Here is an 18,123-nt window from a genome sequence, read left to right as displayed (position 1 = left end):
TTTTAATTTACTAAGGCATTCTAGAATCATCATCAATTCCTCTTGCACTAAATCCACCACCGTCTCTTAACGCATTTGTAATACACTCAACCAAAGGTAAGCTTTCTAATGCCTGTCTTAACAGATTGCTAAAATTTGAAAAAGTATTTCTTAAAGGGTCTACTACACTGCTAGTAAAATCGTAACTTTTAGCCCATTCTAAAAGTTCTACGGTTTTTTCTAAAAGTGGATCTAATCTTGGCTTAGAAACACTGTCTATTATTTTACTGCTATTTAAAACTTCAGGCTCAACTTCTATATCCTTTAGAGAAATTGAAGGCATATTGTTAAAACTTAAAACTTTTTCTAAGTTACTCTTTGCGCTTAAAAAATCGCTTATTAGGCTAATAGCTTTTGAATCATTTTTTGCAAAGCCTTCATTTTTCAATTTCTGCACAAGCTCAACCATAAAAGAGAAATCATTTAAATTTGAATTTTGTGAACTTTGAAGAACATAAAGTTTTCTTAAAAAATCATTTCTCTCAAACTCTGTTTCAAAAGATCTTTGCCCTTTGAGCATTTTATTTACACTTTCTTTCTGACTATCTTTGCAAATAAAGTTTTCAAGACTTAATTGGAAAACCTTTTTGTCTTTTAAATTTTGAAATTCATTTAAAAATAATTTAAAATCATTAAAACGATCTCTTATATTAAAAAAATCAACCAAATTTGAGTCTCTTAAAAAATTTTTAAAAGACATCAAATTCTCCCAAACAGTCTGATTATTTTCGTTTTTCAAACCCAATGGTTCTTGTAAATCATCCTTGACAAAGCTAAGCTTGATCTTGTCAAAATTAGAATTTAATCTATAATCTTTTAATGTTTTATTGGTTTGATCCTTATTAAAGTTGTCACTAAAATTTTGCTTAAAAACATTTTTAATATTTTCAGTTTTAAAATATGAATATTGACTGCTAGAATTTAAATCTAATTTATCTATTTCTGGCTCTAAATAAGAGCTAATATTATTTTTTTTAACAACAAAATGATTGCTAGCCACACCACTTTTGTCTTTTAAAGAATCTAAATCTTTTAAAAAACTCTCTGAAGGGTTTTCCCAAAGATCTAAGCTTAAAAAATCCTTAAAAGGATTGTTTCTTAAAACAGATTTAAAACTTGCTAATTTTTGTAGATTGTTGTTTTCAAGTCTTTGAGGGCTTTTTAGTCTCTCAAGACTTGAGGATAAAAAATCTTTACTACCTTTTAAACTTAAACCAGTCTGATTAAAAAAAATTTCCTTTTTTAAACTTGAAAGCTCTTTTTTTAAATTACTCTTAGTGGCATTTCTGTCAAGCACGCCTTCTAATGTAATTGTAAATTTATCCTCATTATTTTTTTCTTCGTACATAAAAACCTTTAAATCATACAACCAAAAGACAAAACCCTCTCGTACATTTCCTTGTTAAGCTTTAAATTAGCTACCCGATTAACCTCTAAAAGCTCTTCGTAGCGCATTTTCTTAACATCTTTGTATGTGCAAACGCCCATTACAATAGGAAAATAATACTTATTAGATTCTCTTGTTAAATAGTCTATGTATTTTAAATAATTAGTTGTAATCTCTGCCTTATTCATTAACACCTTCTTGAATTAAAGACTCAAAACCAGTTTTTACAAAATCTTCTTGATCTAGGCCTAAAGACTTGCTGTTTGTTATTAAAAAATCATAACTCCACCTTTGATCAATGTAATCGTACTTAATATAATCCCCGTTTTTGTCTTGAAAACTTTCAATGTAAACCAAACCAGGCTGTTTAAAACCTGCTATTGTCTGGAAAAGTGAATACTGAACTGAAAAAAGAATTGTAGGCAGAGCATACTTGTAAAGCTCAGAATATCTTCTCTCTTTATTTAGGATTTCATAAAATTCATCTAAAAACCCTCTTGAGATCATTAATTTAGTTATTTCTTTTAATGTTTGCAGATCGTTAAGCTTGCTAATAAGTTCATCTCGCTCAACATCAAATCCTAAAACATTGTCCCAATCGTACATGGGAATGTCTTTTAAAATATATGTATAGGTTTTAGCTCTGGTTAATATTTTTAACTTATATCTCATTTTATATTCTTATCCTTTAATTAAACATTTTTATTATTCGGTCAACTTACCTTCTCAACATTGCAATTGATTGCATGAATTGTAAACTTAACCGTATCATTATCAGATGAATACTTTCTAGTTGGTATTTCTGCAAAAAAAGCACTATTTGAAATGATTTTTAATCCCATTTGATCGTTAAACACCAATCTTTTTAACTTTTGAGCTTTAGGAACATTCCCGTAAAATTGCTCATTGCTTAGCTTTGTTAAAAGCTTGTAATCAAAAGATCCTTTGATTACTTCTAAATCAAAAATATGAACAACGGTTCTTGGATCTCTAAAGCTTGGAATTGGAAAATTTCTGTCTTCTGTGCTTGCCTTGGCCATTACATTAGGCTCTGTACTGTACTCAAGAGTACCTCTGTCTATTAAATTGTCATTAAAGCTAAAAAATATTAAATCTAATGAATAATATTCTTTCATTATGATGCTCTCCTTAAATATTCATTTATCTCTTGTGCAGTGATTATTAAATTAACACTATTAAAGCTATCATTATACTTAAGCGCAACTTCTAAGCTTAAACTCAAACCTTGAGAAGAGTCGATCTTAACTTTAATCTCTTTGTAAAAGACAATAAGACCTCTTTGTTTAAGTTCATGGAAAAAACATTCAAGCCCTGCTGTGTATTCGTTTGGCAAATTGCCGTCCAAATTTAAAGCACTAAGCTTACTGTTAGCTCTACTGTTTTTATTCCAAATCCTAATAAGCTCTTTGATTGCTTCATTTCTAATATAATAAAGCGTAAAAGCCTCATCAATCGGATCTCCTGAGAGACTAACCCCTTCTTTGAAAGCTAAAATGCCATCATTGCCAGTTTCATTTAAAAGAGAATAAAAATTAATATTGGATTTTCTAAGAGATTCAATAAGAGAGTCATCATAAATAGGAGTAGAATTTAAAATCATCCCATAAGGATTAACAGCATGAAAAATGCTTGCTTGATGCAAATACATTGCTGTAAACTTAAGATGCAAATTTTCATTACCGCTGTAAACAGCAATAATATTTTTAAACTCACCTTTGTCTTTACCTTTTAAAAAATTCGATAAAGTATTGTCTTTAGTAGAAATTACAATAAAATTGTATGCTTTTCTAATAACTTCAAAATCACTACTAATACTGTCTCCTGATTCATTTACAAAAACTACAAACGGATGTAAATTGGATTTTAAAAAATCTTTAATCTCTTTAATCTGATTGTAAACATAAAAATCAACAGATTTAAGTCCGTCTTGTCCAAAAAAATCACCCATTGCTTTTTCTAAAACGATTAACTCGCCTTCTGCTACTTTCTTTTTAGAAGAATCAGACTCCTGATCCTTTTGCATCTCAAGTTTTTTTAAAAGCTTAGAAAAATTTGTAACACTTAGTGCTAAATATTTACTTGCTAAAACACTGCTTTTGTAGATTAAAAGCGGGTTGTAATAATTAATCCTATTAGCAACTATTTTGTTTTGCGCCAAACTAACGCTTATTGTATCTTTTGGCATTTATCCTCCTTTTTTAACTTCTTTTTTTAATTTTTTATTTTTTTAATTTTTTATAAATATTTATCTCTCTTGTTTTAACACTTGTATGTTTGCAACAAAAATCTGATTAAAACTAAAACACATATTGCTCCTCATATTAGAAACACCAAGTAGCCCATCATTATTTAAATTGCTAACCGAAGAAAGATAATAAGTTAAAAGCAAACAAGAATCATCATCAAGCTCTTTTGTAAATTCAAACCTAAATCTATTCTCATGTAAAAATTCTAAAAAGTGTTCATACACTTTGCATATACTCTTATAAGAATTTTTATAAGCTTTTAATAAGGTAAAACTTAAAAAATAAAGCGAAAACCTTAATCTAAACTCATTAGATGTTTTACCAAAATTTCTACCCCTTAGATTTCTAGGAGTAAGCCCTTCGAAAGACTCGCTTTTTAATACAACTAAATTACTAGCATTTGTAGCAAACTTTTCTAAATAAGGGTGGTTATAAGTGTTTAAGATTTCTAATTCTATTTCTTTAAGATCTAAATACTCTTTAAATTTTGAAAGTATTTTTATTAAAAACTGTACAGATTCATTTAGCCCTACAATCATAACTATCCTTTTCTTTTGTTTTCAAAAGACTGCGTTTTTCAATATTGTTAATCAAACTCTTAAATTCTTTAGTATTAAAAGATCTTTTTGACTCAAGCTCTTGTCTGCTAAGTAAATAATTCTTACAAAAAACTCTAAACTGATCCTTTATTTCAACAAGGCCTTTTTGGATAGATTTCCTAAAAGTTGTTTTTATTCCTTTGTTTGAAAAAATATTAGAATAAAACTCTTTGTACGCAACCTTTGCTAGTTTGAAAGTAATCTCTTTTTCAAGTTCTTCCGATTTAATATTAATACTATTTTCTGTATTAAAAGAACAAATGTCTTTAAATCTAATTTTCATACTTAACAAGAACTCCTTAAAACTAGCATGTTGTAATTTAGACCTTCTTTGTAGCTCTTTTGAACCCCTAAGATCGAATAAAAATCATCATAAACCTTAATCAAATCTCCACACTCAAATTCAAAACTCTCAAGAGTATACACCTTGGCGTAACTACTTTTGTCAAAAATATTTACACCTTCAATCTCAGCTACTTCTTCTGGACTTATTAATAAAAATATTCCTTTAAAACCAACAGCATCGCGGCTTTGAAATCTAGTTTCATAAGATGCATTAATTGGATCTTTGATTGTTCTAAATTTACAAAAAAAAAGATCTTGTGAATATGTATTTATAATATTACTTAATCCTAAATTAATCATCTCTAAAGATTTCATTTAACTACTCCTATTAAAGAGTCTTTTACTCTTAACTCTTCTATTAAACTATCTAAATACTCACAAAAATCACCCCCACAACTTCTGCTACTAAGAGTCGTAGGAAAATATTCTAATGATATCTCTTTAAATTTTTCAGACTTGATGCTACTTAAATTAAAACCTTTCAATCTGTTTCGTTTTTTTAACTCACAGCCAATAAAATAATAAATTAGAATAAACATTGTAGAATCATTTAAGCTTTTAATTCTTATTCGCTTAAGAATTAAAATGTTTTCAAGTAAATTTAAATACAGAGAAAATTCTTTAATGCTTAGATCTTTAAAATCAAGCATTAAAAGCTCAAGTATTTGCTTATATACTGTTTGTAAATTTTCGCTAAGAGCCTCATCAGCGTCTGTTTTGCTTTGATTCATTTTTTAGCTCAATTTTATTCTAAGGATTGAATTTTTTGTTGCCAAAATTGTTCCAATAGAAAAGTCAAGAAAACTTGTTCTAAAATTACTGCTTGAGATTTCTGTGTATGAATTTAATACCGGTTGGTGACCGTCTTTTAAAAGTAATAATTTGCTGTTTCTTGGATATATTAAAATTTCATCGTCTAACAAATTTGTAGTCTCAAGCTCAATATTTGCATCATTATTAATTGCACTTATAAAATCAAAAAGCATGTCTTTGTATGAATAATTATTATTTGGAAGTCTCTCAAGTAAACGACCTTTGATTTTGCTAGTTGTAAGTATTTTAAAAGGCACTTTTCTCTCATCTTCTAAATTAATCTTTCCAAGATCATCATTTATTGATTTTATTTGATCTAATATGTTTGTCTGTTTAATTGTTTTGTCTATTTGGTTTGGAAGATTTAAAAGTCCGTACATAGTTTCATTGTTAGACTCATCAACAAGAAGAGTTCTTTTTTTGCTTTTTGAAAGCGCAAGTCCACCTTTTAAATAATGAACGCTCATTAACTTTTGTATCTCAATTATTGCTCCCAAGAGTCCTTCTCTCATGTTAATATTTGTGTTTGCCTGTACACTAACTTTTCCGTCTGGTGCATAGTACGTAAATGCATACTGAAAAGGCAAATAATTAATTTTTACTATTTGTCTTTGAAACTTTATTGTTGAGACTGTGTTAAAATCATTAACCTTTAGTGTGGGAATATCTGTTAAATTAGAATACCACTTAATAATCCTATCGCTTCCAAGAGAAATATTACTACTCTCTATTTGCTGTGAATCTAAAAAATGATAATACTCAGGAATTGGACACTCCTGCACTAAAACATCCCTTACTACGTTTACATACTCGTCGTTATTTAATATGCTCTCATCCATTTTAAATTCTCCTATTTTAAATTGCATCTTTTATATGTTTAACCAAAAAAAGAACCCTAACTCCGTAAACATCTTTTTTGTCTTTAAATTCTTCAGCAGATCCTAACGCTAAAGCGTGAATAATTGATGCATTCTCAAAAGCTTTTTCTAAAAACCCTTCGCTGTTTATTATTAATTTATCTCCTGCTTTAATTGTTTTCTCTTTAGCAATCAAAATACATTCAAAACTGCAAGTCATTGGGACAACCGTACCGGTTCTTGAAAAATCATCAAAGTCGACACAAACCCCATAAAGATCGCTCCCGCCGCCTCTTGCTATTTGTAAATGTGAGCCATTAACAACTAGCTTAACCCCACATTTGTAGCAAAAATCTTGAGCTTGATAATTTTCAAACTTGTCAGCAGAAGAACTCTTAAGTCCGCCTTTTTGCGCAAAATACAATCCCTCATCTTGAAATTTAAAATTGCTCTCAAACACAGGGTAACTGTTAGTATTAACACTTTGCAATTTGTCTAAAACAATTTTTTGAGATTGATTTTTTTTTAAACTTTCAAGCTGACTCTCAAGTTCTACTTTTGATGCTTTTAGTTTTTCTATCTCTTTTTTAAAATCAATTGAATCACTCATTAATAATCTCCTTTTTTAAATTAATTTTTTATTAAAAGCTTAAATTACAAAAATTTAAGCTAATATTTTTTTATTACAATAAAATTCGCGCTTAAGCTCTTCCCACTCATTAAACATTGCTTTTCTTAAATCATGATGTGTGCTAAAAAAAGTATTCTTGTTTCTTAAATTGTTTTTTTGATTTGAGTTTGTTCTTTGAAAATTTATTATTTTATATGAATTTTCAGCATTCTTATTCTGATCAATATTGGTCTTTGCAACCCTTATTAGTATTGCACGAGACGATAAGTCAATCTCATCAAGATTGTTAGTTCCAGCTATTGCTAAGATTTGAGTTGCTTTTACATACTTTCTAATAAGCTCTTCAGCTTGACCTTTTACAACTTCTTGAAAAGAATACCCTTTTGCTAAAAGATTTTCTGTATTATACTCAAAACTTAAATTATCATTTGCAAGTTTATTGATCTCAACAGATTCTCTTAAATCATTGTGAGAAAAACTAATTGAATTATTAGCACTTTTTTGATTTTTATATTCTAAAAACTCCTCAATCAAATCGTCCCCTAAAACTTCATTGCTTGCAGCTAGCTTTTTTGAATCTTCTTGGTCGCTTTTAGTTTTGGAATCCAAACTTGAAGCCATTTTTTCCATAATTACTCCTTTTAAATAACTAAACTTAATTGTTCTTTTAAATTTTCTCTTGCCTTGTGACTTAAATTTTCATTTTTAATTAACTCTAAATACTTAAAATAAACATCAAGAAGCAAATTGTCTCTCTCAAGTCTTTGCTCATAGCTTAAAACTTCAAGCTCGTTAAACTTCATATTCAATCTGTAATATTTGTTAAGCTTAAGATTGCATGCATTAGCAACAGATTCTTGTACGCCTTTTAAATAGTCGTAATAATTGCTTTTGTCTCCCTTGCCACTGCTGCCAAGGCCTTTAACTTGTTCATTAAAACTTCTAGTAAGAGGCTCTTTAGTATCAGCACCAATTTTTGCTTTAACAAGTTCAAATGCATCTTTTAAAAACTCTAAATCATACTTTATTACTTCTAGGCGTGCATTCTCTGATGCTGTATAAAAAATTCCATCATTGTTTAGAGTGCTTTTAATCTTGCCAAGCTCTCTGCCAAGCTGCTCAGAAGCGCTGCTTAATGCTGAGCAACTTTTGTTTGGCTTTTGCCCTTTAAAAAAGTTAGAAAATATGCCTTTATTATTGTTTAGTAAAACGCTAATTTCCTCTTTTGCAAGCTCTAAAGATTCAACAAGTCCTACCAAATGTTCGTCTTTGTAAAACAAAAAATTATAATTTCTTATTCTTTTTTCTATCTCTAAATAAATTTGCTCTAAAAGACAAATATTAAAAAGCAAACTTTGTGTATAAACAGGCTCATGTGAGCCTAAAACATAATCATAATTTTCATAAATTATTACTCTACTTTTATCTATTTTTACAACTCTTGCCTTCTGGTTAATACCATCTAAGTCTTTTGAACTTGAAAGATATTCTATGTACTCAGATTCTCTTTTGTTAATAATTTTTTGAAAATCTAAATATTTAAAACCTGTGGGCAATTCGTTGTTAACCTTTTTGCTTAAATCTTCATCTTCACCTTTGGGTTTTACTAAAATGTATCCTGCTCCATTAAATCTGTAACTTATTATTGCTTCAAGAAGAGCTTCTTTTAATTCCACCTTTAAGCTTGAAAGAAAATCTCTACTTTCTTTTAAACAAGAAGTTTCAAGTAAGCTTAAATTAATTCCATTTTTTAGTGCATCTTCTGCTGTACTGTCTATGTAATTCCTAAAAAAAATTGAATATCTGTAAACATCAACAGGATTAATTTTGAAGTTAGTGTTTTTTATTTCCATTTTAAATTCATTAACCATTTTTTTAAATATCATTAAACATTATTATATCAAAAACTGTATTTTATGCAAATCATTATTATTTAATATGAATTATCAAATAATATTTTTTTATAAAAACTTAAATATTAAAATTCATTTAAAATTTTATAAAAAAACCAATACGTTTTAAAGTATTTATGCTAATATTAATTTAAGAATAAAAGTAAAGTTTACAAAATATTCTGTTTACTGTTACGCGCATTGTTAAAAGATAAACATTATAAATTGATATTAAAAAGAAAATTAAATTAATACTTTATCCAATCCCAATAAATATTAAAAAGGTAGAGAGTTGTTTCTCTACCTTTTAATATTTAAACATATTTGAAAATCAAATAAACATAAGCTAAATATAAAAAAACAAAACCTGCTTGCCTTCTATCCCCCTTTGAGCAATAAAAGATGTTGCCAAAAGAGACGCTTTGATTGCCTTTATTAACGCTTTGTCTGCTTGAAATGTAAATTTCATAACTAAAAACAAATCGTAAAGAAATTCTCTCTCTTTGCGATTTTTAATACTACTAATCTCTTCTTCTGCGGTTTTCATTCCTTCTTCCTCCTCATATAAAAAATCAATCTCTTTTAACCCTATTAATTCAATTTCATTTACTGTATGAGAATCAAAATTGACTATTGTCCAATAAAATACCTTTAAAATCTTGTCAACAATGCTAAATGTTATGGGAATATCAAAATCAAAAGGAATTTTATCAAATTCTAAGAGCATGTGGTTGTTTAGCTTTTTAGCTAGCTTAATCGTAGAAATAAGTTTTAATTTTGAGCTCTCGGCCTTTAGACAAGCATCATCCAAATTTTTTGTATTTAAAATTTTATTTAAATTAGCCTCTATTGTTAAGGAAGACTTGATAACCTTGGTTGACAATTCTTTAGCAAATTCAACATTATTAAATTTAAAATCTTGAAAATTGCTCTTTGTGTTATTATTATCACCCATAACCTAAGATATAGCCCTGCAAAGGTGCCTTAAAAGTCACCTAAAGCACAAAAAAGACAAGTTCTAACTAGAACCTGCCTTTATATAAAACATAACTCAAATGTTTACACATTCCTATTTATTTATCTAAATTATAACTATTTAAACTTTTCAAATTTTTCAATTCATTATTACTCTCACTTTCAGTAAACACTCTTTTGATTACTTTGAAAATCTCTTCATTGCATTTCTCAGGCTTTTGATTATTCTCATCATCATCCTCATCTTCCTTTTTGTACTCCTCAGTGCCAAACGCATCAGCTACCTTTTGGAAAAATAAACTTAAATCATCTCCGGTCTTGGTTTTAATATCGTAACAAACATATTCATTAAACCCTAAAGATTCTTTATTGTCGCTACTATACCTTTTTTTACTTGCATCCACTGCTTTAGCAATAATGCCACAAATATTGTTAAAACAACCTACAAACTCTTTTTGCTTGTCAACATCCTTAGAAAGCCAATTGAAAAATTCTTTATAAGATTTCTCATACTCAGCTTTTACATCTCCTTTTTTGCCATTAGCACCCATTGCGTCTTTTAAAAAGACTTTTAAAGCCTCTAACTTCTCAGACTCCTGTGATGTTAAAGTAGGTCCTTTTTCGGCAATTAGATCTTTAGTTGATAAACTATCGCTAGCAATAAGAGAGCCATCACCACCAGAATCAGGAGCAATTTCTGTAAGTGCCTTAACATCGCCATACTGTTTGCAAGAAAATGTCAATAATAGTAGTGATAAAATACTTATCCTTTTCATTCAAACCTCCCATAAAATAAGTCGCCATTATAGTTCATTTTCTAATATTATCAAGACATAAAAAATCAATCTTATTTATCGTGTTATTTACTGTTTAAAAGTAAAAAAAGAAAATCAAAAACTTAAATTTTTGTAGAAAACAAAAGTTTTAAACCCTAAAATAAAGATTCAAATTTTATTTGAAAAAAAACAAAGCGAGATATATATTTATTTATTGTTATAAATTAACAATTCATTGAAAACTTCTTTAAAACTACAAATAGGGTCTCAAGACCCTATTTGTAGTTTTAGGATCAACTTATATCTTTTTTTTGCCTGAATAAAGAACATTTTCTATCTGCTATTTTAAACCTATCTGCTATTTTAAACCTTAATTGCATTTTAATTACACTCAAAGCATTTCAAACTAATAAACAAAAACCCAATAAGCATTTAGGACATTTAACACTTTTGTTAAGTGTATTTTAAAAAAATAAATTGCAATATAATTTGCTATAAAATAAATTAATTATAGAAATATAGACAATAAAAGGAGAGGATTAAAATCCCATGATAATAAAAAAAACACTGTTTTTAGCAATACTAATTATGATTGCAAACTCGTGCACAATTTCTAAAGCAAAAGATGATCTTATTTTTGGAGTTGGAATTGGACACGAACCAACATCGCTTGATCCGCAGTTTTGTAGTGATAAATTTGGCACTTTAATTATAAATGAACTATTTGTTGGACTTTTAAGGGGGGACCCTAAAACAGGTGGGTACAGGCCAGGACTTGCAAAAAGTTGGGACATTTCTTTTGACAAAACTTGCTACACATTCCACTTAAGAGACGACATTTATTGGAGCGATGGTGTTAAAATAACAGCAGATACTGTTAGAAACTCATACATAATGGCCTTAGAGACTGAAGAGAATGTACCAGCTCTTAGCCTATTAACATCAAAAATAAAAAATGCAAAAGAATTTCACGAAACAAAATTAAATGCAGAAGAAGTTGGAATAAAAGTAATTGATGCGAAAACTTTAGAAATAACTCTTTCCCAGCCAACAGTATATTTTCTTGATCTGCTTACAAACTCAATATTTATACCTGTTCCTACCCATATTATTAAAAAGTTTGGAAATAAATGGACAAGCGCAGAAAACATGGTAACAAGCGGACCTTTTAAACTAAAAAGAAGAATTTTAAACGAAGAAATATCTCTTGAAAAGAATATAAAATTTTATGATGCTAAAAACGTTGCGATTAGTGAGCTTACATTTGTTACTATAAACGATGCCCGAAGAATTTACAGCATGTATGAACATAATGAAATAGATGCTATTTTTAACAGCATCCCCTTAACCCTTATTAATGAGCTTATCTTAAGAGAAGACTTTTATTCAGCTGATATTATCCAAACCGGGTTTCTTTCATTAAAAACAAATATTAAACCCCTTGACAATCCAAAAGTAAGAGAGGCATTATCTCTTGCGATTGACAGAGAAACATTGGTTTACAGAGTGCTTGATAATAACTTTAAAGCAACAAGAAAAGTGATTCCTAATATTAATAATTATAATTATGGGAAAAAATTAAGACTATACAACCCACGAAAAGCAGAAAAACTTTTAGCCGAAGCTGGATATCCGGATGGGAAAAAATTTCCAACTCTTACAATCAAATACAACAAAAATGACCTTGGAAAGGAAATTGCAAACTTTATTCAAAGCCAATGGAAAAAAGTTTTAAATATTGAAATAGAAGTTGAGCCTGAACCTTGGAATAATTACATATCAAACATTTTAAAAGGGCATTATGAGCTCTCAGTAAGGTCCTGGCAAGGAGATTATTTAGATCCCATGGCATTCTTTAATATATTTGAAACTAAAACCTCTCATCTCTCATCTTACGGATATTCAAATCTTGAACTTGACGAACTTTTAAGTAAAGCTGAGATTGAAGTGGATGAAAAAATCAGATTAACGCTGTTTAAAAAAGCTGAAGAAATAATTATTGAAAATGATTACCCAATAATTCCAATATACAGCTCTGCGGGAAATTATCTTTTTAAAAATGATAGATGGACGGGGTGGAACACAAACAATTCAGAAAGATTTGCCCTATCAGAAATAAAACCTTTAGACGATTAAATTATTTTTAAAAATAGAGTCAAATTTTGGCTCTATTTTTAAAAAAGTTTTTTTAAAAAATCAATTTTATTTTTTTATTTACTCCTTTTAAAACAGTTTCTGTTTTAACCTCACAAAATAAAGTGAAAAAAATAATAATAAATTAAAGCTTATTTTTGTATTAGTGCTAAAGAACTCTCTTTTAAAGAAGAGAGATCCTTTAAAGTCTTATTAAAGTCAATATTGTTACTAAGAATGTAATTACATATTTCTCTTAATTTTTCATCTATATCTGAATATTTTTGATTTAAAAGTCGTAATTCTGGCTGTGGATCAAGAACAGCATAATTGCCTCCTGACATGTTAAGCCTGCTTATACTATTGCTACTTTTTTCCATTAAACCATGCTGTACTTTTAAAATCTCTAGTATTTTGTTTAAAAGATTGATTTTTTGTTCATTAGATTCGCTAAAGAAATTACTAACCTTAATCTCACTATAATTAGAAATTCTAGAGCTTATTTTATCAGTAAGACTTTTAAACTTTCTTTGAACTTTTAAAATAGCACTTTCTCTTTCAGTTAAAGAAAGTTCGACAAAATTTAAATTATATTTATTAGGACTATTTTTATTCATATTAGAAAAATTATTTAAATAACAAGAATTTACTATTATTACCAATACATACACATAAATATATCTCTTCATGTATATTCTCCTAATTAAAATTTAATTTAATTTAATTTATTTTAATTTATTTTAAAACCATAAAAGATTTAAATAATTAACACATACATCTTTTACATAAATTTAACAATCAACTTAAATATATTGCTTAATATTAAAATTACTTTCAAATTTTTAATCAGTTTAATTTTTTAAATTTAATCTAGCTTTTTCTGTTTCTACGGTATCGCTCTCTTGCTCTTAATTTAAGTTTTTCTCTATTCCTTTGATAATATTCTCTGTTATAATTAGAAGTTCTCTCCTTATTATGGGATGTTAATGGATTTTTATTGTGCGAATTAAAAGAACTACAACCAAAAAGCCATATGAAAAAAATAAGTAAAAAAGCCATCCTCATATTTCTCTCCCCTTGAAATACATTGAATAAATAAAATGCCTTATTGGTCTTTTTAAATTATCAAAATTATTAAATAATAATTTTTATAATAAACTTGTTTAAATTTTCTTAAATTAAATATATTCTACTAGACAGAAGATTCAATAAACTTATTAAAGTCCTCTACTAATTTATCAAAATCTTCTTCTGTGTAATTAAAATGTTTTAGTTTAGATTCAAAATCGATTTTTAAAGCATCTAAATTAGCTTTTCTATTTTCTGATTTTGTAGATTCTGCTTCTTTAAAGCTTATATATTCAAATCCAATTGAAAATACTTGCAAAATAACATCTCTTTTAGAATCCTCTAATTGTCTGAAATATTCGTCAACTCTAGCAATTTTTTTAGAGTCACTATTAAGCTGGCTTTTAATAGTATCTAAAACTTTCAACCTTTGTTCATCTGTAAAATTTAATTTTTCTCTCTTTTTATCCAAATCCTCTAAAGTTTTTTCCTCTTCACCTGTAAAAAAGGCATTGCAGCTAAACAAAAAAAATAAAGCTGAAAATAAATATACAAAAAAAAATCTACTTCTCATAGCAAATCCTTAAAATAAAAATTTATAGAAATTCAATTATAAATCATATCTAAAAAATTTCCCAAACAATTAAATTAAAAATTGATTTTTCAAAACTTTTAAAAGTTTTAATATTAATCTTGTATTTTTTATAAAAAATTGCATTATTTAAAAAAAAATTTAATTGTTTTAAATTTTTTAAAATTGCCAAAGATTAGGACAAAGTAAATCTTAATAAAAACAATATGGGAAAAAAATTTTTAAATAGTTGCTAATAACAAACTTAAATTAACATTTAAAAATTTAGATCAAATTATAAATATTTAAACTTGCCGAAATGAAATAATTTTTCTTTATAATTTAGTGTTAAAAGAAGATATGCATTTGCAAGAGAATCAAGTGCATCATCTTTTGTTTTGCCGTCTCCTTTGTAGCTGTAAATATCAGATATTACATTTTTACTTATTATTTTTAAAAATTCTATTTTTTGGCTTTCAAACAAAGGAATTAAAGCGCATATTCTTTTAAACTTATTACTAAGAGGTTTTATTGGCGCAACTTTAAAATAACAAATACTCTTATTTCTTAGAAAAAGAATTGTTTTAGTTAAAATTCCATCCCCTTTAGTACTATCTCTCTCCTCAATGTAAACGGTATTTACATTGAAATTTTCTATTAAAACTTGAATAGAATTAAGCATTAAACTATCATTTACTGGTTTTTGGTCTTGATAAATATATGCATAAAACTTCTCAAAAGTGCGCTCTAAAACACAAATAGCTGTATTGTCCCCACCTACTGAGAATGCAGGATCAATGTACATTATTGGGCTTTTAAACTCATAATCTTGGTTGAAAATCATCTCATTAAATAGAGAAGATTCATTTACAATCCACTCCCCATAAAGTACGCGCGCCTTATAAGCAGGAGAATGCTTGTAAAGCTTCTCTTGAGTTTCAATAAAATCTGCTGAATTTAAAGGGTTGTCATACGTTGTAAAATTATATGTTTTAAAAACATCTGTATTTTCAATATAGTCTGTTTTAAAAAAATGCGCTGGGCTTTCTGGATTTGTATCAAAAATAATAATTGATTTGCCCTTTCTAAGCCTTTTTAGCACCTCAAGCAAAGTTTCTTTATGAATTACTGTTGCTTCATTTACATAAATTATTGCACTATTGCCCCCGCGAATCTTAGAAAAAGCATCTCTGTTTTTACCCCCGTAAATATTAAGCTCAAACCCTGCTATTTTACAAAAAGATTGTCCGCTTTTCTTTTTTTGATAATCAATTCCTAATAACCTGCAAATCTTTTCTATTTGCTTTATGGTATTTGTCATTAAAAGGCTAATGGAATTACCTATAATAAAATTATTGGTATCTTGCTCATAAAAAGATTTGTTTTCAATCAGCTTTTTAATAAGCAAATATGAGGCTAAAAACGTCTTACCACTTGCAATCCCACCACTAAATATTACTTTTGAATACTTGTGACTTTCTATGTCAAAAAGCACTTCTTTTTGCTTAGTGGTTAAATATTTGTTTTCAAAATCTTTAAAACCAATATTGGTTGTTTTAGGCTTAATGTAATCCAAAATGTTGATATTAAATTTATTTTTAAACTTTTTCTCAAGATTGAGAAACATTAAGGACCTTAAAAATTTCAAATTTTACTCCAATTTTAAATTCTTACTACTTAAAACAGATTTAAGCTTAACAAGAGTATCATAATCCTCTCTCATGCAAATATTAATAAGCTCCTTTTCAAGATCTTCCCTCTTTTTAATCTTGGCGGTAAGTTCCATTTCAAGGCCTTCATCACCCTTAAGGCCTCTTTTTTTATTGCTGTCAATCTCGCTTTGAAGCTTGCTAATTTTTAAGTCTAAGATTAATGCATCTTTTTTTATTGATTTTAAACTAAGATTTTTATATCTCTGACAAGATTCAATAAAAGAACAAACTATCTCATAAAATGATCTTTCAGTCTCATTTTTGGCATTTTCCAACTCAAAAGCATTTTTTATAGTAAGTAGTGTTAAATTGTCAAAATTATCCTGACTAAAAGACTCCCCAGAGATATTCTTTACTGTTGACGTGTTAGAAAAAAAGTTCTTTTTACAAACAGAATCATTGGATTTAAAATATTTGTTTCGAGCTTTTGCTACAAAAGATTCGCCAACACCTAAAATTTGAGCAATGTCTAAATCTTTTAACCCTTTTTTAAATAAAAAAATATATTCTTCTTTTCTATTTTTAAATATCATTATTTTATTTTAATTAAGTTTTTTTAAAAACTCAAGAAAAATTAAATGTTTTTATTGGGAATATTTAATTTAAAGAGATATATTTTTAAATAAAATAAAGGTAATAAAAAAATGGTAAAGGAGAAAGAAATGTTTAAAATAAAATATATTTTATTGCCCGCGCCAATATTATCCTGTAATATGGACAGTAAAGGATTCACTCAAGAACAAGAAACGAAAATCAAAGAAATCGTTGTTAGCGAACAAAATGAAGCATTAAAAACCTTAATAGAAGCTGCTGGCAACAACACAACTAATGAAAGTTTACTAGATATAATAATTAAAGGAAAAAATAAAATAGTTTCTGGCGCACATAAAACAGGACGATTCTTTAAAGGCTTAAAAGATGCTGTTGTGCCCTCTAAGCCTGCTACTTCTGCTCCTACTCCCACCCCTTAATTTAAAAATTAGTAGTCAAAATAGTCAAAATAGTCAAAAGAGAAGCCAGTAAATTGCGGGAGCATGGCTTCTCTTTTTTTCAAGACCTATTTTTTTAGATCTTTAATTACATTTACAAAATAACCAATTTGCAATATTTTGGTAAACTGGCATTGAATCTTAAAATTAAAAACTAGCATTTTAAGCTGGCTTGTAACTCCAAATAATATTATTGCTATATTTAGATAAAACAAATCTATGCTCTCTGGCAAAATAAAATTCAAAATAATAAGCTTTAAAATAAAAATTTAAAATCCAGTGTAAATCTAAAAATTATAACGCCTTTATTGAGCAATTTTTTTTATTTTATTTTGAATAAACTGGTCTAAATTTAGGTTTAAAATTAATTATTGTTAATATGGAGGTAATAAATTGAAAAAACCTAATTTAATAATTGTAGCTTTATTTAATGCTCTATTTGCAGCATGTCATTTTGGATTAACAGGAGAAATAAAAGCAAAGCTTGAATCGTCTTCTGCAGATGTAAAAAGTAAAATTTTACAAATAAAAGAAGACGCTGCTAAAAAGGGTGTAAATTTCTTAGCCTTTACAGACACTGCAACTGGTTCTAAAGTAACAACTGGGGGATCAGCCCTAAGAGAAGCAAAAGTGCAAGCCATTAACGAAGTAGAAAAGTTTCTCAAGATAATAGAAGAAGAAGCTTTAAAACTTAAAGAAAATGGAAATAGTAGTCAATTCTTGGCTATGTATGACTTAATGCTTGAAGTTTCAGGGTCATTGGATGCGATTGGAATAAAAGGAGTAAAAACCTCTATTTCAGAAGAAGCTAGTTATAATCCTGTAACCACAGCCGAAAGATTGGTTGAGGTTAAGACTAAAATAGAAGATAAACTAGAAGGTGTCAAGAAAAGGCAAAAACTTGAAGGAGAGGATACAAAAATAAGTAAAAGCAAAAAACCGAAATAAATATAAAAACATTGTAATTAGAATTAGCTAAAAATAAAATTTTAGCTTGTCCTAATGTTTACAATTTAATTTTTATTAAATGCTTTTATTTAAATTTAAATTCAAAAAAAAGAGGATATTA

At 27.8% G+C, this 18,123-nt stretch carries 23 protein-coding genes; 3 read left to right on the top strand and 20 right to left on the bottom strand.

What is annotated here, in order from left to right; genetic code table 11:
• Nucleotides 1-10: 10 nt before the first annotated feature.
• From HNR35_RS04470 to HNR35_RS04400, 15 genes are all read right to left on the bottom strand, one after another.
• The gene (locus HNR35_RS04470) at nt 11-1,408 is read right to left on the bottom strand and encodes a hypothetical protein (RefSeq protein WP_236845788.1); all 1,398 of its coding nucleotides are present in this window, start codon (nt 1,406-1,408) and stop codon (nt 11-13) included.
• Nucleotides 1,396-1,614: a DUF1322 family protein gene (locus tag HNR35_RS04465; RefSeq protein ID WP_183224211.1), complete on the bottom strand. Its 219-nt coding sequence runs from the start codon at nt 1,612-1,614 to the stop codon at nt 1,396-1,398. The genes HNR35_RS04470 and HNR35_RS04465 overlap by 13 nt, the downstream gene beginning before the upstream one ends.
• Nucleotides 1,607-2,098 carry a DUF1473 family protein gene (locus HNR35_RS04460; RefSeq protein ID WP_183224209.1) on the bottom strand — a complete coding sequence of 164 codons (492 nt, stop codon included), beginning with the start codon at nt 2,096-2,098 and terminating at the stop codon, nt 1,607-1,609. The genes HNR35_RS04465 and HNR35_RS04460 overlap by 8 nt, the downstream gene beginning before the upstream one ends.
• Nucleotides 2,099-2,139: 41 nt before the next feature.
• Nucleotides 2,140-2,562 (bottom strand): DUF1463 family protein, encoded by a 423-nt coding sequence (locus HNR35_RS04455; RefSeq protein WP_012665225.1) that lies wholly within the window; start codon nt 2,560-2,562, stop codon nt 2,140-2,142.
• A complete protein-coding gene (locus HNR35_RS04450) occupies nt 2,562-3,632 on the bottom strand; it encodes a DUF787 family protein (protein WP_183224208.1) in 1,071 nt (356 codons plus the stop codon). Before HNR35_RS04450 ends, HNR35_RS04455 begins: the two co-directional genes overlap by 1 nt.
• Before the next feature lie 60 nt (nt 3,633-3,692).
• A complete protein-coding gene (locus tag HNR35_RS04445; protein WP_012665223.1) occupies nt 3,693-4,232 on the bottom strand; it encodes a DUF764 family protein in 540 nt (179 codons plus the stop codon).
• Complete coding sequence (locus tag HNR35_RS04440) at nt 4,213-4,575, bottom strand: hypothetical protein (protein ID WP_012665222.1); 363 nt, start codon at nt 4,573-4,575, stop codon at nt 4,213-4,215. The genes HNR35_RS04445 and HNR35_RS04440 overlap by 20 nt, the downstream gene beginning before the upstream one ends.
• 2 nt (nt 4,576-4,577) lie before the next feature.
• Nucleotides 4,578-4,952, bottom strand: coding sequence for a DUF1506 family protein (locus HNR35_RS04435; RefSeq protein ID WP_012665221.1), 375 nt, complete (start codon nt 4,950-4,952; stop codon nt 4,578-4,580).
• On the bottom strand, nt 4,949-5,368 hold the full coding sequence (locus tag HNR35_RS04430) for a DUF3890 domain-containing protein (RefSeq protein WP_183224206.1): 420 nt from the start codon (nt 5,366-5,368) through the stop codon (nt 4,949-4,951). The genes HNR35_RS04435 and HNR35_RS04430 overlap by 4 nt, the downstream gene beginning before the upstream one ends.
• Before the next feature lie 3 nt (nt 5,369-5,371).
• Entirely contained in the window at nt 5,372-6,289 is a 918-nt protein-coding gene (locus tag HNR35_RS04425) for a hypothetical protein (protein WP_012665219.1), read from the bottom strand.
• A 16-nt stretch (nt 6,290-6,305) separates the two neighbouring features.
• Nucleotides 6,306-6,917 (bottom strand): DUF228 domain-containing protein, encoded by a 612-nt coding sequence (locus tag HNR35_RS04420; RefSeq protein ID WP_183224204.1) that lies wholly within the window; start codon nt 6,915-6,917, stop codon nt 6,306-6,308.
• A 54-nt stretch (nt 6,918-6,971) separates the two neighbouring features.
• On the bottom strand, nt 6,972-7,568 hold the full coding sequence (locus HNR35_RS04415; RefSeq protein WP_183224202.1) for a DUF1357 family protein: 597 nt from the start codon (nt 7,566-7,568) through the stop codon (nt 6,972-6,974).
• A gap of 11 nt (nt 7,569-7,579) precedes the next feature.
• Complete coding sequence (locus HNR35_RS04410) at nt 7,580-8,824, bottom strand: anti-CBASS protein Acb1 family protein (RefSeq protein ID WP_236845787.1); 1,245 nt, start codon at nt 8,822-8,824, stop codon at nt 7,580-7,582.
• Between the two features lie 352 nt (nt 8,825-9,176).
• Nucleotides 9,177-9,785, bottom strand: coding sequence for a hypothetical protein (locus HNR35_RS04405; protein ID WP_183224200.1), 609 nt, complete (start codon nt 9,783-9,785; stop codon nt 9,177-9,179).
• Between the two features lie 118 nt (nt 9,786-9,903).
• On the bottom strand, nt 9,904-10,581 hold the full coding sequence (locus tag HNR35_RS04400; protein WP_183224198.1) for a hypothetical protein: 678 nt from the start codon (nt 10,579-10,581) through the stop codon (nt 9,904-9,906).
• 549 nt (nt 10,582-11,130) lie between these two features.
• Here HNR35_RS04400 and HNR35_RS04395 point away from each other — a divergent pair.
• Nucleotides 11,131-12,717 carry a peptide ABC transporter substrate-binding protein gene (locus HNR35_RS04395; RefSeq protein WP_012665212.1) on the top strand — a complete coding sequence of 529 codons (1,587 nt, stop codon included), beginning with the start codon at nt 11,131-11,133 and terminating at the stop codon, nt 12,715-12,717.
• Nucleotides 12,718-12,866: 149 nt separating this feature from the next.
• On the opposite strand, the gene HNR35_RS04390 is transcribed toward HNR35_RS04395, so the two are convergent.
• From HNR35_RS04390 to HNR35_RS04370, 5 genes are all read right to left on the bottom strand, one after another.
• On the bottom strand, nt 12,867-13,403 hold the full coding sequence (locus tag HNR35_RS04390; RefSeq protein ID WP_183224196.1) for a hypothetical protein: 537 nt from the start codon (nt 13,401-13,403) through the stop codon (nt 12,867-12,869).
• 181 nt (nt 13,404-13,584) lie between these two features.
• A complete protein-coding gene (locus tag HNR35_RS04385) occupies nt 13,585-13,779 on the bottom strand; it encodes a hypothetical protein (RefSeq protein WP_183224195.1) in 195 nt (64 codons plus the stop codon).
• Between the two features lie 127 nt (nt 13,780-13,906).
• The gene (locus HNR35_RS04380) at nt 13,907-14,356 is read right to left on the bottom strand and encodes a hypothetical protein (protein WP_012665209.1); all 450 of its coding nucleotides are present in this window, start codon (nt 14,354-14,356) and stop codon (nt 13,907-13,909) included.
• A gap of 292 nt (nt 14,357-14,648) precedes the next feature.
• A complete protein-coding gene (locus HNR35_RS04375; RefSeq protein WP_012665208.1) occupies nt 14,649-16,001 on the bottom strand; it encodes a PBSX family phage terminase large subunit in 1,353 nt (450 codons plus the stop codon).
• A gap of 3 nt (nt 16,002-16,004) precedes the next feature.
• Complete coding sequence (locus HNR35_RS04370; protein ID WP_183224193.1) at nt 16,005-16,598, bottom strand: hypothetical protein; 594 nt, start codon at nt 16,596-16,598, stop codon at nt 16,005-16,007.
• Between the two features lie 129 nt (nt 16,599-16,727).
• Here HNR35_RS04370 and HNR35_RS04365 point away from each other — a divergent pair, with 129 nt between their 5' ends.
• Both HNR35_RS04365 and dbpB read left to right on the top strand, forming a co-directional pair.
• On the top strand, nt 16,728-17,036 hold the full coding sequence (locus tag HNR35_RS04365; protein WP_183224191.1) for a hypothetical protein: 309 nt from the start codon (nt 16,728-16,730) through the stop codon (nt 17,034-17,036).
• A gap of 411 nt (nt 17,037-17,447) precedes the next feature.
• Complete coding sequence (gene dbpB, locus HNR35_RS04360) at nt 17,448-18,002, top strand: decorin-binding protein DbpB (RefSeq protein WP_183224189.1); 555 nt, start codon at nt 17,448-17,450, stop codon at nt 18,000-18,002.
• The last annotated feature ends 121 nt before the right edge of the window (nt 18,003-18,123 follow it).

This window comes from Borreliella spielmanii (assembly GCF_014201705.1).
GTDB lineage: Bacteria > Spirochaetota > Spirochaetia > Borreliales > Borreliaceae > Borreliella > Borreliella spielmanii.
This window is presented reverse-complemented; position numbering and strand designations above follow the sequence as displayed.

What these genes read in the sequence shown, in the direction of transcription:
- HNR35_RS04465 (WP_183224211.1), bottom strand. Translation starts at nt 1,614, where the DNA reads ATGAATAAGGCAGAGATTACAACTAATTATTTAAAATACATAGACTAT.
- HNR35_RS04460 (WP_183224209.1), bottom strand. Translation starts at nt 2,098, where the DNA reads ATGAGATATAAGTTAAAAATATTAACCAGAGCTAAAACCTATACATAT.
- HNR35_RS04455 (WP_012665225.1), bottom strand. Translation starts at nt 2,562, where the DNA reads ATGAAAGAATATTATTCATTAGATTTAATATTTTTTAGCTTTAATGAC.
- HNR35_RS04450 (WP_183224208.1), bottom strand. Translation starts at nt 3,632, where the DNA reads ATGCCAAAAGATACAATAAGCGTTAGTTTGGCGCAAAACAAAATAGTT.
- HNR35_RS04445 (WP_012665223.1), bottom strand. Translation starts at nt 4,232, where the DNA reads ATGATTGTAGGGCTAAATGAATCTGTACAGTTTTTAATAAAAATACTT.
- HNR35_RS04440 (WP_012665222.1), bottom strand. Translation starts at nt 4,575, where the DNA reads ATGAAAATTAGATTTAAAGACATTTGTTCTTTTAATACAGAAAATAGT.
- HNR35_RS04435 (WP_012665221.1), bottom strand. Translation starts at nt 4,952, where the DNA reads ATGAAATCTTTAGAGATGATTAATTTAGGATTAAGTAATATTATAAAT.
- HNR35_RS04430 (WP_183224206.1), bottom strand. Translation starts at nt 5,368, where the DNA reads ATGAATCAAAGCAAAACAGACGCTGATGAGGCTCTTAGCGAAAATTTA.
- HNR35_RS04425 (WP_012665219.1), bottom strand. Translation starts at nt 6,289, where the DNA reads ATGGATGAGAGCATATTAAATAACGACGAGTATGTAAACGTAGTAAGG.
- HNR35_RS04420 (WP_183224204.1), bottom strand. Translation starts at nt 6,917, where the DNA reads ATGAGTGATTCAATTGATTTTAAAAAAGAGATAGAAAAACTAAAAGCA.
- HNR35_RS04415 (WP_183224202.1), bottom strand. Translation starts at nt 7,568, where the DNA reads ATGGAAAAAATGGCTTCAAGTTTGGATTCCAAAACTAAAAGCGACCAA.
- HNR35_RS04410 (WP_236845787.1), bottom strand. Translation starts at nt 8,824, where the DNA reads ATGATATTTAAAAAAATGGTTAATGAATTTAAAATGGAAATAAAAAAC.
- HNR35_RS04405 (WP_183224200.1), bottom strand. Translation starts at nt 9,785, where the DNA reads ATGGGTGATAATAATAACACAAAGAGCAATTTTCAAGATTTTAAATTT.
- HNR35_RS04400 (WP_183224198.1), bottom strand. Translation starts at nt 10,581, where the DNA reads ATGAAAAGGATAAGTATTTTATCACTACTATTATTGACATTTTCTTGC.
- HNR35_RS04395 (WP_012665212.1), top strand. Translation starts at nt 11,131, where the DNA reads ATGATAATAAAAAAAACACTGTTTTTAGCAATACTAATTATGATTGCA.
- HNR35_RS04390 (WP_183224196.1), bottom strand. Translation starts at nt 13,403, where the DNA reads ATGAAGAGATATATTTATGTGTATGTATTGGTAATAATAGTAAATTCT.
- HNR35_RS04385 (WP_183224195.1), bottom strand. Translation starts at nt 13,779, where the DNA reads ATGAGGATGGCTTTTTTACTTATTTTTTTCATATGGCTTTTTGGTTGT.
- HNR35_RS04380 (WP_012665209.1), bottom strand. Translation starts at nt 14,356, where the DNA reads ATGAGAAGTAGATTTTTTTTTGTATATTTATTTTCAGCTTTATTTTTT.
- HNR35_RS04370 (WP_183224193.1), bottom strand. Translation starts at nt 16,598, where the DNA reads ATGATATTTAAAAATAGAAAAGAAGAATATATTTTTTTATTTAAAAAA.
- HNR35_RS04365 (WP_183224191.1), top strand. Translation starts at nt 16,728, where the DNA reads ATGTTTAAAATAAAATATATTTTATTGCCCGCGCCAATATTATCCTGT.